This is a genomic window from Streptomyces sp. NPDC096323 (genome assembly GCF_040302845.1).
Classification (GTDB): domain Bacteria; phylum Actinomycetota; class Actinomycetes; order Streptomycetales; family Streptomycetaceae; genus Streptomyces.
Genome location: NZ_JBEOSI010000015.1, coordinates 163517 through 177424 on the forward strand (window position 1 = coordinate 163517; position 13908 = coordinate 177424).

Here is a 13908-nt window from a genome sequence, read left to right on the forward strand (position 1 = left end):
CGGATCGGCCGGTGCGGCTACTGGAGGGATTTCTGGAGGGCGGTCACTTCGTCGTCGGCCTCCTTGGCGGCCTCGTCCGGTGAGAGCTGCCCGCTCGTCATGGCTCCGATGGCCTTGGCGACCGGCAGTTCGCCGTTGGTGGCACCGACGAGAGCGCCCTGTCCCTGGGCCAGGCCCCATCGCTTCATGTCGCTCACGCCGCTGACGAGTTGGTCCAGGAGTGCGGACGGGTAGGCCTTCTGCAGGGACTCGCGGTGGTCGACTCCCATGACGCCGGCGCGCCAGGCCCGCTGGAAGGAGCCGGGGGCCTGCGGGGTTCCCGTGCGGACGGGGATCTTGCCCTCGGGGGCCATGCCGAACCAGTCCTCGTAGCCCTTGCCCATCATGTACTCGATGAACTTCTGGGAGGCTCCGGCCTCTGCGGTCCTGGTGACGGCCCAGGAGGTGATCTCGCCGAACTGGGCGGGTTCCTTGCCGTCGGGGCCCTGCAGTGAGGTGACGACTCCCGTGTTACGGGCCAGGAACTTCGGGTCCTTCCTGCATTCCGGGCAGCTCGGCAGGGCGTCGGACCGCAGCCCGGCCAGCTCGTCGAGGAGGAAGGACGACCAGACCATCATGGAGGACTTGCCCGAGAAATAGGTGGCCCTGGTGGTGTCCACGCTCTGGGTGCCGGGTGCCCCATGCTCCCGCGCCAGGTCGTCGTACGCGGCGAAGGCCACCCGGCAGGCGGGCGAGTCGAGGGCGGGCTCGCCCGCGTCGTCGACGAGTTCGCAGTTGTTGGCCAGTGCGAGGTCCTCGAAGCTCTGCTGGGTGAAGACGTCCGAGGGGTCGGTGGCCAGGGAGATACCGTCCCGGCCGTCCTTGTCCAGGGAGGCCGCCGCCTTCAGCGCGTCGCCGTAGCTGTCCGGCGCCGGCAGGCCGGCCTTCGCGAACAGGTCCTTGCGGTAGACCAGGAGCTGGAGCCATGCGTCGGAGGGGACGGCGAGCCGGGTCCCCCGGTCCTGGGTGAGCGACAGCGCGTTGGCGTTGAAGGTGCCGGGGTGCAGGTCCTTCACGATCCGGTCCGCGACCTTCGTGTTGAGCAGGCCGTTGCCGTACATCTGCCAGACCTGTCCCATGGGGACGGCGCCAATGACGTCCGGGAGCTTGCCGGCTGCGGCGGCGGACATGATCAGCTGCGGGAGCTGTGCCTCGTCCACGCCGACCAGGTCGACCTTGACGCCGGTCTCCCGCTCGAACCGGCCGATGACCTTCTCGGTCGCCGCCACGCGTGGCGGCAGGTTCTCCTGCGACCACACCGTGATCCGGTTGTCGGGCTTCTGCTCGGCACCGGAGCTGCCGCAGCCCGCGAGCAGGCCTGCGGCCAGGGTCGCGGCGAGCCCGAACAGGGTCGCCCTCGACCGTGTGGTCCTCATCACCATGCCTCTTCCTCACGCCACTTACGCATTTTCAGTACGCATCTCAGCATCACTTTTGCTTATTGACAAGACATAACTGTGAGATATCTTCGACCCAAGTAAGCGAGCAACGCTCATCCTCCACCCAGATCCGGAGCTTCCCGTGGAACGCGTCGTCCAGTTCGTCGGCCCTCGTCAGGTCGAAGTCGCCGAGCACGAGAGCGCTCCCCTGCCGGCCGGCCATCTGCGGGTCCGCACCCGCTACTCGGGCATATCGGCGGGCACCGAACTCACCGCCTACCGCGGCACGAACCCGTATCTGACCCGGACCTGGGACGCCGAGGCCCGGATGTTCCGCGACGGCGCCGCCGGCATCGAATATCCGGTAGCCGGCTGGGGCTACTCCGAGGTCGGAGAGGTCACCGAGGTCTCCCCCGAGCTGGCCGGCACGCCGGGAATGCCGGTCACCGGCGACCTGGTGTGGGGCATCTGGGGCCACCGCAGCGAGGGCATCGTGCCGGCCGAGCGCATGGTGGGCCACACCCTGCCCGCCGGTGTCGAGCCGCTGGCCGGCGCCTTCGCCCGGGTCGGCGCCATCGCGTACAACGCCGTCCTGGCGGCGGACATCCACCTCGGCGAGGACGTCGCCGTCTTCGGACAGGGCGTCATCGGCCTGCTCACCACGCGCCTGGCCCAGCTCAACGGCGCGCGGGTCACCGCGGTGGACGCGCTCGACGGACGCCTGGCCACCGCCCTGGAGTATGGCGCGCGTCACACGCTCAACGCCCGCACCGACACCGTCGCGGAGCGCATCCGCGAGGCCACGGGCGGCGCCGGCGCGGACGTCGCCATAGAGATCAGTGGCGTGTACCCGGCGCTGCACGAGGCCCTGCGCTCGGTGACCGTGGGCGGCAGGGTCGTCGCGTCCGGCTTCTACCAGGGCGATGGGGCGGGCCTGCGCCTCGGTGATGAGTTCCATCACAACCGCGTCCAGCTCATCTGCTCGCAGATCGGCGGTGTCCCCCCGCAGCTCGCCGGCCGGTGGACCGTCGAACGCCTCCAGCGGACCTTCCTGTCCCTCGTCGCCGAGGGTCTGGTCGACGTGAAGTCCCTGGTCAGCCACGTCGTTCCGGTGGCAGAGGCGGCCGATGCCTACGTGCTGCTGGATGAGCGGCCCGCCGACGCCCTCCAGGTTGTCCTGGAGTTCTGAGCACCCCCGGGGCAGCTGTCCCGTACCGCCTTCCCTCCGTCACCTGCCTGACGACACCACCCCGAGCGCTGCCTGTCAGCGCCGAAAGGCCCCTCATGCTGAAGTCCGCCTGCCAGGAACAGCTGCTCCCCGGCGACACCCTCCAGAAGAAGTGGGCGTTCGCCCAGGACGCCGGTTACGACGCCATCGAACTTCGCTCCGCGGGCGATTTCCGGTTCCGCGACCGGCTGCCCGAACTGAAGCAGGCACGCGCCGACGGTGTCGTCATGCCGACCGTGTGCGTCGACATGCTGCACTTCTTCGCGGCGTTCGACGAGGGTCTGCGCCGGGACGCGCTGGATCAGATGAAGTCGCAGCTCAGCGTGGCGGCCGAGATCGGAGCGGTCGGTGTGCAGACCCCCGCCTCGTACGGAATGTTCTCGCGGCGGCTGCCGCCGTTCGAGCCGCCGCGCACCGAGGAGGAGGACCGCGAGGTACTGCTCGCCGGACTTGCCGAGCTGGGCGAGCACGCCCGGCAGGAGGGCGTCACCCTCTATCTCGAACCGCTGAACCGGTACGAGGACCACATGGTCAACCGCCTGGACCAGGCCGTCGACCTGATCCGCGCGGTCGGTCTGGACTCGGTCCGCATCGGCATCGACAGCTACCACATGAACATCGAGGAGGCCGACCCCTCCGCCTCGATCCTCGCCGCCGCCCCCTACGTCGGCCATGCCCAGGTCAGCGACTCCAACCGGTTCCAGCCGGGCGCCGGTCACCTGGACTGGCCGGCCTGGCTCGGCGCTCTGCACAGCATCGGCTACGACGGCTACCTCGCCGTCGAATGCCGGCTGACCGGCGACCCCGTCTCCGCCGTCCGCTCCATCCCCGCGTTCCTGCGGAGGTCCGGCGCATGACCTCGCTGCTCGAAACCCCCGCGCCCGCCGCCGTCGATGCCCTGACCCTTCGGCGCGGCGCGGCGCGGGTCCTGCTGGCGAACTGGACGGGTGGTTCGACGGTCCCCTCCCGCGGTCTGTATCCGCACCAGTGGAGCTGGGACTCGGCGTTCATAGCCATCGGCCTGCGCCACCTCTCGGTGCGGCGCGCCCAGCGCGAGTTGGAGACGCTGCTCGGCGCCCAGTGGTCCGACGGGCGGGTCCCGCACATCGTGTTCAGTCCTGCGGTGCCCCTCGACGCCTACTTCCCCAGCCCCGACTTCTGGCGCTCCTCCCGCGCCGGCGCGGTGGCCGGTGCCCCGGCGGGAATCGAGACCTCCGGGATCGTGCAGCCGCCGGTGCACGCGCTCGCCGCCTGGCTGGTGCACTGCGCCGACCCCGAGACCTCGCGCCGCCGCGGCTTCCTGCCCCGGGTGTACGGCCGCCTCGCGGCCTGGCACGACTACCTCACGGGCCCGCGCGATCTGGGCGGCGGCGGCCTTGCGGCGATGGTGCACCCGTGGGAACCCGGGATGGACAACAGTCCGTGCTGGGACGGCCCCCTGGAGCGCATCGCCCCGGCCGCCCCCGGCTCCTACCGGCGCGCCGACCTCGATCACGGGCAGTCCGCCGAGCGCCCGACCGACCTGGACTACGGGCGCTACGTCCGCCTCGCCGCCGACTATCGCGACGGCGGGTACGCGGACAGGGGCGCCGACCACGCCTTCGCCGTCGAGGATCCCTGCGTCAACGCGCTGCTCATCGTCTCCGAGCACGCACTCGCCCGGATCGCCGCCGAGACAGGCGGTGACCCCGGGCCGCACATGGAGCGGGCAACACGCCTGACCGGGGCGCTGGTTGAGCGGTTGTGGTCGCCCGCCGAGGGGATGTTCCTCAGCCGCGACCTCGTCGGCGGTCACCTCATAGCCGAACGCAGTGTCGCCGGGATCATCCCGCTCATCGTTCCGGGGCTCCCCGCGGAAGTGGTGGAGGCACTGGCCGCCACGACCGCGGGGGACGCCTTCCAGCTCGGCAGGCTCCCGATGGCACCCTCGTACGATGTCACCGGCCAGGCCTTCGATACGTCCCGCTACTGGCGCGGACCGGCGTGGTTCAACACCAACTGGCTGCTGGAGCGCGGCCTGCGGCAATACGGGCGAACGGACGCGGCGGACCGGCTGCGCGCCTCGATGCTGGCGGCCGCACAGGCCGGCGGCTTCGCCGAGTACGTGGACCCGTTCACAGGGCAGCCCCGGGGCGCCCGGGACTTCGGGTGGACAGCTGCCCTCACCCTCGACCTGCTGGCCGCCGCCCGGTCCGAGGAGGATCCCTCCCCCAGGGACGGCCTGTCGATCGGGGTACGGGCATGACCGGCACAGCAGGCGTGACCACGCTGGTTCATGACGGCGCGTTCGCCGTCGTCGGGGCGGACGGCGGCATCACCGGCAGCCATGGCACCTCACCCGACGGGCTGTTCCTGCGTGACGCGCGCCATCTGAGCCTGTGGTCCCTGACCGTCGGCGGCGCCGCGCCGGGCGTGCTCGTCCCGTCGGCGGGCGAGGACTCCGCACGCTGCGTGCTGACCCCACCGGGCACGCGCGACGAGCCTCCCGCGTACACCGTCTTCCGCGAACAAGCCCTCGCCTCCGGCGCTTTCACGGAGCGGCTGCTGCTCGTCAGCAACCGTACCGAGGCCACCACCGCAAGCGTCGGCCTGAGTGTGGACTGCGACTTCGCCGACCAGTTCGAACTGCGCTCCGACGGGCGGCGGTACGACAAGGACGGTGCCCGTCGCACTGCTCTGCTCCGGCCCGACGGAGTCGGTTTCGCCTACTCGCGCGGTGACTGGCTCTCCCGTACGACGGTATCGGCGGTGCCGCCACCGTCGGCGGCCGGACCGGTCGAGGGGCAGGAGACCGCCCACCGGCTGGAATGGCAGCTGGAACTGCCCGCGCACGGCACGGCGGAGATCCTGCTGACGGTCAGGGCGCTGCCACACGGCGCACCCGTCGGCACGGGATCAGCAGTCGTGCCGTCACAGGCGGCCGCGGACCGTGCGGCCCGCATCGCGGCCTTCGTCGGTGACGAACCCCTGCCCATGCCGGAAAACGCACCGTCGGGACTGGCGGCCGCGTGCGCCCAGGGGCTGCGCGACCTCGCGGGGCTGCGAGTGCCGGCCGTCGGGCCGGGCGGAGAGGATCTGACGGTCCCGGGCGCCGGAGTGCCCTGGTTCCTCACGCTCTTCGGCCGTGACTCCCTGCTCACCTCCCTCTTCGCGCTCCCCTACCGGCCCGAGCTCGCGGCGGGCACACTCGGCGCGCTCGCGGCGACGCAGGGCAGACAGTACGACGCGTACCGCGGTGAGCAGCCGGGCCGTATCGTCCATGAGATCCGGCACGGTGAACTGGCCCACTTCCGCCAGGTGCCGTACGGCTGTTACTACGGTTCGGTGGACGCGACCCCCCTGTTCCTGGTGCTCCTGGACAGCTACACCCGGACCACCGGCGACGCCACCCTCGCCGCACGGCTGGAACCGCAGGCCCGCGCGGCCGTCGCGTGGATGTTCCGGGACGGCGGCCTGGACGACGGCGGATATCTGGTCTACACGCCCGATGCCGGAGGGCTGGTCAACCAGAACTGGAAGGACTCCGCCGGAGCGATCTGCTTCCTGGACGGCACCCAGGCCGAAGGTCCGATCGCGGTGGCCGAGGCCCAGGGGTACGCGTACGACGCGCTGATCCGGACCGCCCGGCTGGCCCGCACGGTCTGGGGTGACGCCGACTGGGCCGACGAACTGGCCACGGCCGCCGCCGCGTTGCGGGACCGCTTCCTGCGGGACTTCTGGATGCCGGGCCCCGGCTTCCCCGCGCTCGCGCTGGACGGCCACGGACGACAGGTCGACTCCCTCGCCTCCGACGCGGGACACCTGCTGTGGTCGGGGATCCTCGACCGGGCTCATGCCCACCGGGTGGGCCGGCGTCTGCTGGAACCCGACTTCTTCTCCGGCTGGGCCATCCGCACCCTGGCCTCCGGGCAGCCCGGCTATCACCCGCTGTCGTACCACCGCGGCAGCTGCTGGCCGCACGACAACGCCGTGATCGCGCTGGGACTCGCCCGCTGCGGACTGGCGGATGAGGCCCGCTCGCTCGCGCTGGGCCTGCTGGACGCGGCGGTGCACCACGGGGACCGGCTTCCGGAGGTGCTGGCGGGCTACGGCCGTACCGACCACCCGCGCCCGGTGCCCTATCCCCACTCCTGTTCCCCGCAGGCATGGGCAGCGGCCACGCCGTTGGCCATCCTCACGGCGCTGAAGCAGGGCCCGGGCCCGGCCTGTGCGGCGGATGTTGAGTGAGAGCTGCCAGGAGGCGTGGGACCAGGGGGTTCGCGTCGTTCTTGCGCCAGGCGACGGCGACTCGTGTGCGCGCGGTGCCGGGCTCGATCCCACGGAAGGCCACGCCCTTGAGGCGGATGCGGCGGATGCTGTCCGGGGCCAGTGACACGCCCAGCCCGGTTTCTACCAGGGCGCAGACGGTCTGCCATTCCACGGGGTGCTGAGACACGTGGGGCGTGAAGCCCGCGGCGGTGCACAAGTCGGTGATCTGGTCATACAGCGGCGGGCCGACGGCACGAGGCAGGAGCACGAAGGGGCAGTCGGCCAACTGCTCGACTCGCACGGCTCGTTGTGCCGCGAGTCGGTGCGAGGAGGGCAGGACGGCCACGAACGGTTCGGTCAGCACGGTCTCGAATCCGAGTTCCGCGTCATGGGCAGGCGGTTCGCGCAACAGGCCGATGTCGATCGTTCTTTCGCGCAGAGCGGCCAGTTGCGGCGTGGTGGTCATCTCCTGGATGTCCAGGTCCACAGCGGGGAATCGTTCCCGGAAGGTTCGCAGCAGGCCGGGCAGGACGGTGAGGGCAAGGGAGGCGGCGAAGCCGATCCGCAGGCGGCCGGCCCTGCCGCTGCCGGCTTCTCGGGCTGCGGTCAGGCCGGCTGCGAGGCCGGCGAGGGCATGCCGGGCGGCGGGGAGGAGCTCCCGGCCCGCCGGGGTGAGGCCGATGCGCCCGGGGTCGCGGCTGAAGAGCGCATGTCCGACCTTGTCTTCCAGGCGGCGGATCTGCTGGCTCAGGGGCGGCTGGGCGATGCCCAGGCGGGTGGCGGCACGGCCGAAGTGGAGTTCCTCGGCGAGCACGACGAAGGCGTGCAGTTACGGAAGGGGAAGTTCAGGGCGGTCCATACGCAGAGAGATGTCACCCCGTGCCTGCAAGAGTATGAGACGTATCAATGCTGGCCATTTAGCGTTCGGCGCATGACAGAGCGACGTTCCATCCTCAGCGGCTCGACGTTCGAGGAACAGATCGGCTACGCCCGCGCCGTGGTCGACGGCGACTGGGTTCATGTATCCGGGACGACCGGATTCGACTACACCACCATGGCGATCCCAGACGACGTGGTGGAGCAGGCCGAGCAGTGCCTGCGCAACATCGAGGCCGCCCTGACCGAAGCGAAGTGCACCTTCGCCGACGTGGTGCGGGTGCGCTATCTGCTGCCCGACCGTGCCGACTTCGAGCCCTGCTGGCCGGTACTGCGGCGCGCCTTCGGAGAGGTCCGGCCGGCCGCCACCATGCTCATGTGCGGCCTCGCCGATCCCCGCATGAAGATCGAGATCGAGGTGGATGCCCGGCGGATCACCGTGTAGCCGCCCACGTCGTCCGGTCCGGGTGAACGAGCCACCGTGCCCGCGGCGTGCTGCCGGGCGGACGGTGGAATGACCATCGCGCGGTGCCCGAACAGGGGCAGGCCGCTTGCCGAGGATCAATGGGGATCGGTCCGTTCGGGACCGCGGCTCCCGGTACCGATCAAGGCACGCTGTCGGCGTTCACGTGAACGCGCAGAGCCGCGCACGAAGGAACGTGCAGAGTTCTTGATGTGCTGAGTGCTGGTCCCTACTGGCAAGTGCGGCTGTTGAGACTTGCGCAATACCCAAGGGGCTGAGGGTATGCCGATAGGACCCGCAGCTGCTGGCAGCGCCTGGATCCCAGGCCCGTGCCGCGCCACGCCACCGCTGCGGCGGCGGTCGGGGCCACCCGGCGGCCGCACAGCCGCCAGGCCCCCGGTCGCCGTGAATGACGCCTGCAGACCGCCCCGCTACTGACCAGCAGCCTCCCTCAGTTCCCCACCGACACCTATGCCCCGTCCCATACCTCGCAGAACTGGGGTATGTATCAGACACGGTCCGCCCCGCAGGCCCGCATGTTGCGAGTTACCCACCTCGTGGGCCTGTTCCGATACGGATCGGCCCGTTCAGATGGAGATCACGATCTTTCCGCGGGTCCGTCCGCGCTCGGCGTGCGCGTGGGCGTCCGCGATCCGCTCCAGGGAGTAGGTCCGATCGATGCGTGGTGTGTAACGGCCTTGCCCGCCCAGGTCCGCGGCCGCGGAAAGGAGAGCGGAATCGTTCTCCGCATTGACCACATGCGTGCCCAGGCGCTGCCCGCCCGCGTGGTCGGCGACCGTCGCGACGCGCTTCGGGTCACCCGTGATCGCGACGAGGTCGTCCAGGGAGCCGGAGGCCGCGGTGTCGAGCACGATGTCGACGCCGTGCGGAGCGAGGGTGGTGAGGCGCTGAGCGAGGCCGGGGCCGTAGGTGGTGGGAACGGCGCCCAGTGCGGTGAGGAACTCGTGGTTGCGTTCACTGGCTGTCCCGATCACATTGGCACCTTGCGCTACCGCGATCTCCACCGCCGCGCTGCCCACGCCTCCGGCGGCGCCCTCGACGAGAAGGGTGCGCCCCGCGAGGGCGCCGAGCACGTTCAGTCCACCCATCGCGGTCACTGACGCGAGACCTGCACCAGCGGCCTGCTCGTCGCTCCATGTGGCGGGGGTGTGCGCCCAGGCCGAGAGGATGAGCAGCTCCGCGGTCGCCCCGGTGACACCGCCCAGTCCGAAGACACGGTCGCCGATGCTCACTCCCTGCACCCCGTCGCCGATCTCGTCGACCACACCGGCGCCGTCGCGCCCGGGAATGGCGGGCAGCTCCAGGGGAATCAGCTGATGCAGGGCGCCGGCGCGCAGCTTCCAGTCGATGGGGTTGACACTGGCCGCCGCGACGCGGATACGGATCTCACCGCGTCCGGGGTGGGGGTCGGGGGCCTGCTCGATCACGAGGCTCTCTGCTCCGCCGTATTCGTGGAACCGGGCTGCGCGCATAATGGTCTGCCTTACTTCGACGAGCCGGAAAGACGTGTTCGTCCGACGCTCGTCACCCTAGAACCTGACATTGACGTGAGGTGCAAGCCTCCGCTGCCGTCCGGTCGGGGATGAGCGTGGGCGTGCGCCACTGAGGTGTGCGCCGTCAGCTTCGCCCGTCGGTGATGCGCACGTTCCGGACGAGGCTGGACTCGGTCTGTGGCAGAGACTGTGGTCAGTCGTCCGAGGCGGGGCGCAGACGCAGGCCCGCCATGCCGCCGTCGACGGCCAGGGCGGAACCAGGGTCGAGCCCGCGAGCGGGCCGGCCGGTGGGTGATGGCGGTAGCGACCTCATCGGCGGTGACGAGTCGGCCGTGCGGCTGACGGGCATGGAGAGCGGCGCGCTCGGCACCGGGGGCGTCGGCCGCGTCGCAAAGGCGCGAGACCCAGGGGGTGTCCACGGTGCCGGGGTTGACGCAGTTGAAGCGGATGCCCTCGCGGATGTGGTCGGCGAACATGGCCGGGGTGCCGGGGTGAGGGACAGCACGGCTCCTTTGCTGGCGAAGTACAGGGCACGCTGGGGAAGTCCGGCGGTGGCGGCGATGGAACAGACGTTGACGACGGAAGCATGGCGGGAGGCGCGCAGATAGGTCAGGGCGGCCCGAGTGGTGCGGTCGGAGGGCGCGTCCTGTGGCATCCGGACGGCTTCCAGGAGTTCACCGTGCGGGTCGCCGCAGCGCCGGACCGGGACGGCGGGATCACCGACGGCATCGCGGACTACGACGTGGAGACCGAGCACTACTGGGTGCTCACGGACTCCCTGAACACCGTCGTGGCCACGTCCGTGCTCACGCCGGGCCCGGCCGACCCCTGGGGCGGGCCCGTCGAGTTCCCCGTGGTGTGGACGCGCCGCTGGGGGCGGGGCGGTCTTCGTCTGCACCCTCGGGCACCACGTCGCGGATCTCCGGGTGCCGCAGACGGCGGCACGCGCGTGACGCCCGGGGTGTTCGCGGACCGGGCGGCACCCCTGCGGTCCACGGCGGCCGCGACGAGACCGTCGTAAGGGCCCCTCTCATCGCGGAACCATGGGCCCGGCTTCGGGCGGGTCACCGGGTGCGTGGCGCCTCAAGTCTCCCTCCGTTCGCGCACGCAGGTAGGGAGACTCGGCGGCACGACGTCTGGGACCGAGCCTGGTCAACCAAGGAAGCTCAGCCGCACCTGCCGGTCCGCGTTGTCGACGTTCGTGTCCACCAAATGCCGTTAGGACAACTCAGGCTGTCCGGTTGCCGCGACGCGCCAGGTCCGACTTCTGCGGCCCACATCGGGTAACGGCCGGACCCACCGCGAGGATCAGCTTTCCGCCGGGAAGGCGTCCGCACGCACGTGCGGCATGGGGGTGCTGCTCACCCGGTAGGGATCACCGGACGGGCGATCGGTGGGACTGACACGCAGGGTGAGCGGCCCCACCCACTCGTATCCCATGCGCTCGCCGTGCCGTGCCAGGTCGTCGGTCAGGGCCTCTCCCACGTCGCCGCCGGTCTGCCGCACCAACTCCTCGTGCACGCGGGCGTCCAGTTCCACCTCGTAGGCGTTGGGCACGACCACTCTGCTCTCGCTGCACACGACGGCCCGGGAATCGCACTCCCGCCGCAGCGCGTCGAGGAGTTCGACGGGCTCGTCTTGATGGGTCCTGGGGACCAGAGCGCTTTCCCAGCGCTCCAGGGTCCGTTCCCAGCGTGTCAGTCCTCCCTTGACCATCCGCCTGCCCTCCCGATCGCCCCGTCACCGGCGCCCGCGCAACCGACCGATGAGGCCGCGGGCCTGGGAGCGCCTGCGCGGGTCCGCGGCGGCGCGGCGGGCGCTCGCGATCGCTCGGCGTCCCCGCGGGGTGCGGGAGAACTGCTTGATGCGCGTAACCAATCCGGACATGGTGTTCCTCCTTCGAACCGTGTGCCGCCCGCCTGCCGGGGGCCACCGCCTGTATGTCGCGCGCCGTCACGAAACGGGATCGTCGGCGACCCGCACTCCGTGAACCCGGGCACCGGCGGCGACACGATCCAGTCCGTCGACGGCTACCAGCTGCGAACCACGTCCCCGCCATGAACAACGGCTCCGTGATCAGCGGCCGCGGAAGCCGACTGCTCGGCGAACCCGGGGTCCACCACCACGAAGCCGCACCGGGGCGCGTGCAACGGCCCGGGACTCCAGCAACGCCGGGCGGCCGGAACCTGGGGTTCCGATCTCGGACCGGGCCGCACGTGCAAGCCCCCAGGGGGCGGTCGGCTCATGGACGCCTCCGACCGTGACGGCGCCGGCTGACCCACCGAGTGCGTCAGCCGACATAAGGAGCGCCTGCCCACGTGCGGAGCCCGTACACCCCGGACACCCCGATGTGTCGATTCATGCGGTGCGGGACAATGTTTCCCCGCCGGTACCGGAAATGCGCAATGATCATCCGCCGATGCGCAACAACCCTTCATTACGAGCGCGAACTCAGGGGCCTAGGCTCATGCCTCGTACCAGGAGTGGCGGCGACCGTCTGCTCGGCGGTTCCCCATCCCCCTCGGGTCTCTCTCGTGACGCCCGTGTCACCGCCGCAGGTCCCGTCCACTGACCCGCAGCGATGAAGGAGTCCCCCAGTGCTGGACCAAGGCACAGTCGCGCCCGATACGACGGCGCCCACGCCGAAGTCATCCGTGCTCTCCGCCCTCACCCGGCGCAAGCCGGTGGAACGCCTGGTCGCCGAGGGTGGACAGGGTGAGGGCGGCAGCCTCCGCCGCTCGCTCTCCATGTGGCAGCTGACCATGATCAGCATCGGTGCCACGCTCGGCACCGGAATCTTCGTGGTCCTCGGCGAATCCGTTCCCAAGGCCGGCCCTGCCGTCACGCTCGCCTTCGTGTTCGCCGGACTCACGGCGCTCTTCTCGGCCCTCTCGTACGCCGAACTCGCCGGCACCATTCCGGTGGCCGGATCCTCCTACTCGTATGCTTACGCAACGATGGGTGAACTCGTCGCATGGGTCTGCGGCTGGTGTCTGCTCCTGGAGTACGGCGTGTCCGTCGCGGCCGTCGCGGTGGGCTGGGGTGACTACCTCAACCAACTGCTCGACGGAACGCTCGGCGTCACCCTCCCCACGGCGCTCAGCGCACCCCCCGGCGACGGCGGCATATTCAACCTCCCCGCTCTGATCGTCGTCCTGCTCGCCATGATGTTCCTGCTGGGCGGGGCCAAGGAGTCCGCTCGCGCCAACACGATCATGGTGCTCGTGAAAATCGCCTCGCTCGTCCTCTTCTGCGCGATCGGCTTCATGGGCTTCAAGTCGGGCAACTACAGCGACTTCATGCCGCTCGGTATCGGAAGCGTGGGTGCCGCGGGCGCCATCCTCTTCTTCTCCTACATCGGATTCGACGCCGCCTCCACCGCCGGCGAGGAGGCCAAGAACCCCAAGCGCGACCTTCCGCGAGCGATCATGCTCTCCCTGGTCATCGTCACCGTGCTGTACGTGCTCGTCGCCGCCGTGGCGGTCGGCGCGTGGGACTGGAGGAAGTTCGCGGGCTCCGAGGCGACCCTGACCGCGATCATGAACGATGTCACCGGACAGGGCTTCTGGGGCACCCTGCTCGCGGGCGGCGCGGTCATCTCCATCGCGAGCGTGGTCCTGACGGTGCTCTACGGCCAGACCCGCATCCTCTTCGCGATGTCCCGCGACGGCCTCGTACCCAAGGTCTTCGGCAAGGTGCACCCCAAGTCCGGAACGCCTCGTGTCAACACGGTGATCGTCTCGCTCTTCTGCGGTGTCCTCGCGGCGGCCATCCCGCTCGGCAAGCTCGTCAGCGCGACCAGTATCGGTACGCTCTTCGCGTTCGCCCTGGTCAACATCGCCGTGGTCATGCTGCGCCACAAACGGCCCGAGATGGACCGCACGTTCAAGGTGCCCTTCGGTCCGCTCTTCCCCGTTCTGGGCTTCCTCTTCTGCGCCTACAGCATGTACACACTCGACGTGGACACCTGGATCGTGTTCGGTGCCTGGATGGCTGTCGGCCTCGTGTTCTACGCCGCGTACGGCATACGTCGTTCCCGTCTGGCCTCCGCGGAGAGGTGATCCGCCCCTAAGGGCTGTCCCGCAATTCCTGGCGGGCGCGCGACGACAGCTACGGCACCTCGCCGCGTTGTCGAAACGCCCGAATACATCCAGTATGCGG

12 protein-coding genes and 1 pseudogene are annotated in these 13908 nt (G+C 70.3%); 7 read left to right on the top strand and 6 right to left on the bottom strand.

Annotated features, from left to right (window positions below; translation table 11 throughout):
- Positions 1-17: 17 nt before the first annotated feature.
- Entirely contained in the window at positions 18-1421 is a 1404-nt protein-coding gene (locus ABTX18_RS33435) for an ABC transporter substrate-binding protein (protein WP_352126565.1), read from the bottom strand.
- Positions 1422-1560: 139 nt separating this feature from the next.
- On the opposite strand from ABTX18_RS33435, the gene ABTX18_RS33440 reads away from it, so the two are divergent.
- The 4 genes from ABTX18_RS33440 to ABTX18_RS33455 all read left to right on the top strand — a co-directional run bounded on the left by ABTX18_RS33440 (position 1561) and on the right by ABTX18_RS33455 (position 6873).
- The gene (locus ABTX18_RS33440) at positions 1561-2607 is read left to right on the top strand and encodes a zinc-dependent alcohol dehydrogenase (RefSeq protein ID WP_352126566.1); all 1047 of its coding nucleotides are present in this window, start codon (positions 1561-1563) and stop codon (positions 2605-2607) included.
- Between the two features lie 95 nt (positions 2608-2702).
- The gene (locus ABTX18_RS33445; protein WP_352126567.1) at positions 2703-3503 is read left to right on the top strand and encodes a TIM barrel protein; all 801 of its coding nucleotides are present in this window, start codon (positions 2703-2705) and stop codon (positions 3501-3503) included.
- Positions 3500-4891 carry an MGH1-like glycoside hydrolase domain-containing protein gene (locus ABTX18_RS33450; protein WP_352126568.1) on the top strand — a complete coding sequence of 464 codons (1392 nt, stop codon included), beginning with the start codon at positions 3500-3502 and terminating at the stop codon, positions 4889-4891. The genes ABTX18_RS33445 and ABTX18_RS33450 overlap by 4 nt, the downstream gene beginning before the upstream one ends.
- Entirely contained in the window at positions 4888-6873 is a 1986-nt protein-coding gene (locus ABTX18_RS33455; RefSeq protein ID WP_352126569.1) for an amylo-alpha-1,6-glucosidase, read from the top strand. The genes ABTX18_RS33450 and ABTX18_RS33455 overlap by 4 nt, the downstream gene beginning before the upstream one ends.
- Here the strand turns inward: ABTX18_RS33455 and ABTX18_RS33460 are convergent.
- Positions 6821-7723: a LysR family transcriptional regulator gene (locus tag ABTX18_RS33460; protein ID WP_352126586.1), complete on the bottom strand. Its 903-nt coding sequence runs from the start codon at positions 7721-7723 to the stop codon at positions 6821-6823. The two genes, ABTX18_RS33455 and ABTX18_RS33460, sit on opposite strands and share 53 nt — an antisense overlap.
- Positions 7724-7825: 102 nt before the next feature.
- Between ABTX18_RS33460 and ABTX18_RS33465 the strand changes: the two genes are divergently transcribed.
- Positions 7826-8215: a RidA family protein gene (locus tag ABTX18_RS33465; RefSeq protein WP_352126570.1), complete on the top strand. Its 390-nt coding sequence runs from the start codon at positions 7826-7828 to the stop codon at positions 8213-8215.
- A 605-nt stretch (positions 8216-8820) separates the two neighbouring features.
- On the opposite strand, the gene ABTX18_RS33470 is transcribed toward ABTX18_RS33465, so the two are convergent.
- Positions 8821-9726 carry an NADP-dependent oxidoreductase gene (locus tag ABTX18_RS33470; RefSeq protein ID WP_352126571.1) on the bottom strand — a complete coding sequence of 302 codons (906 nt, stop codon included), beginning with the start codon at positions 9724-9726 and terminating at the stop codon, positions 8821-8823.
- Between the two features lie 214 nt (positions 9727-9940).
- Positions 9941-10378, bottom strand: a pseudogene (locus ABTX18_RS33475) (SDR family oxidoreductase); the annotation flags it as partial.
- Between ABTX18_RS33475 and ABTX18_RS33480 the strand changes: the two are divergent.
- Entirely contained in the window at positions 10334-10768 is a 435-nt protein-coding gene (locus tag ABTX18_RS33480; RefSeq protein WP_352126587.1) for a hypothetical protein, read from the top strand. The pseudogene ABTX18_RS33475 and the gene ABTX18_RS33480 overlap by 45 nt on opposite strands.
- Positions 10769-11055: 287 nt before the next feature.
- Here the strand turns inward: ABTX18_RS33480 and ABTX18_RS33485 are convergent, their stop codons facing one another.
- Both ABTX18_RS33485 and ABTX18_RS33490 read right to left on the bottom strand, forming a co-directional pair.
- Positions 11056-11463: an FhaA domain-containing protein gene (locus ABTX18_RS33485; protein ID WP_352126572.1), complete on the bottom strand. Its 408-nt coding sequence runs from the start codon at positions 11461-11463 to the stop codon at positions 11056-11058.
- A 24-nt stretch (positions 11464-11487) separates the two neighbouring features.
- The gene (locus tag ABTX18_RS33490) at positions 11488-11634 is read right to left on the bottom strand and encodes a hypothetical protein (protein WP_352126573.1); all 147 of its coding nucleotides are present in this window, start codon (positions 11632-11634) and stop codon (positions 11488-11490) included.
- Between the two features lie 710 nt (positions 11635-12344).
- On the opposite strand from ABTX18_RS33490, the gene ABTX18_RS33495 reads away from it, so the two are divergent.
- Positions 12345-13808: an amino acid permease gene (locus ABTX18_RS33495; protein ID WP_352126574.1), complete on the top strand. Its 1464-nt coding sequence runs from the start codon at positions 12345-12347 to the stop codon at positions 13806-13808.
- Positions 13809-13908: the final 100 nt, after the last annotated feature.

Coding starts and splice junctions, on each gene's coding strand:
- ABTX18_RS33470 (WP_352126571.1), bottom strand. CDS start 9,726: ATGCGCGCAGCCCGGTTCCACGAATACGGCGGAGCAGAGAGCCTCGTG.
- ABTX18_RS33450 (WP_352126568.1), top strand. CDS start 3,500: ATGACCTCGCTGCTCGAAACCCCCGCGCCCGCCGCCGTCGATGCCCTG.
- ABTX18_RS33455 (WP_352126569.1), top strand. CDS start 4,888: ATGACCGGCACAGCAGGCGTGACCACGCTGGTTCATGACGGCGCGTTC.
- ABTX18_RS33480 (WP_352126587.1), top strand. CDS start 10,334: ATGGCGGGAGGCGCGCAGATAGGTCAGGGCGGCCCGAGTGGTGCGGTC.
- ABTX18_RS33435 (WP_352126565.1), bottom strand. CDS start 1,421: ATGGTGATGAGGACCACACGGTCGAGGGCGACCCTGTTCGGGCTCGCC.
- ABTX18_RS33465 (WP_352126570.1), top strand. CDS start 7,826: ATGACAGAGCGACGTTCCATCCTCAGCGGCTCGACGTTCGAGGAACAG.
- ABTX18_RS33485 (WP_352126572.1), bottom strand. CDS start 11,463: ATGGTCAAGGGAGGACTGACACGCTGGGAACGGACCCTGGAGCGCTGG.
- ABTX18_RS33445 (WP_352126567.1), top strand. CDS start 2,703: ATGCTGAAGTCCGCCTGCCAGGAACAGCTGCTCCCCGGCGACACCCTC.
- ABTX18_RS33490 (WP_352126573.1), bottom strand. CDS start 11,634: ATGTCCGGATTGGTTACGCGCATCAAGCAGTTCTCCCGCACCCCGCGG.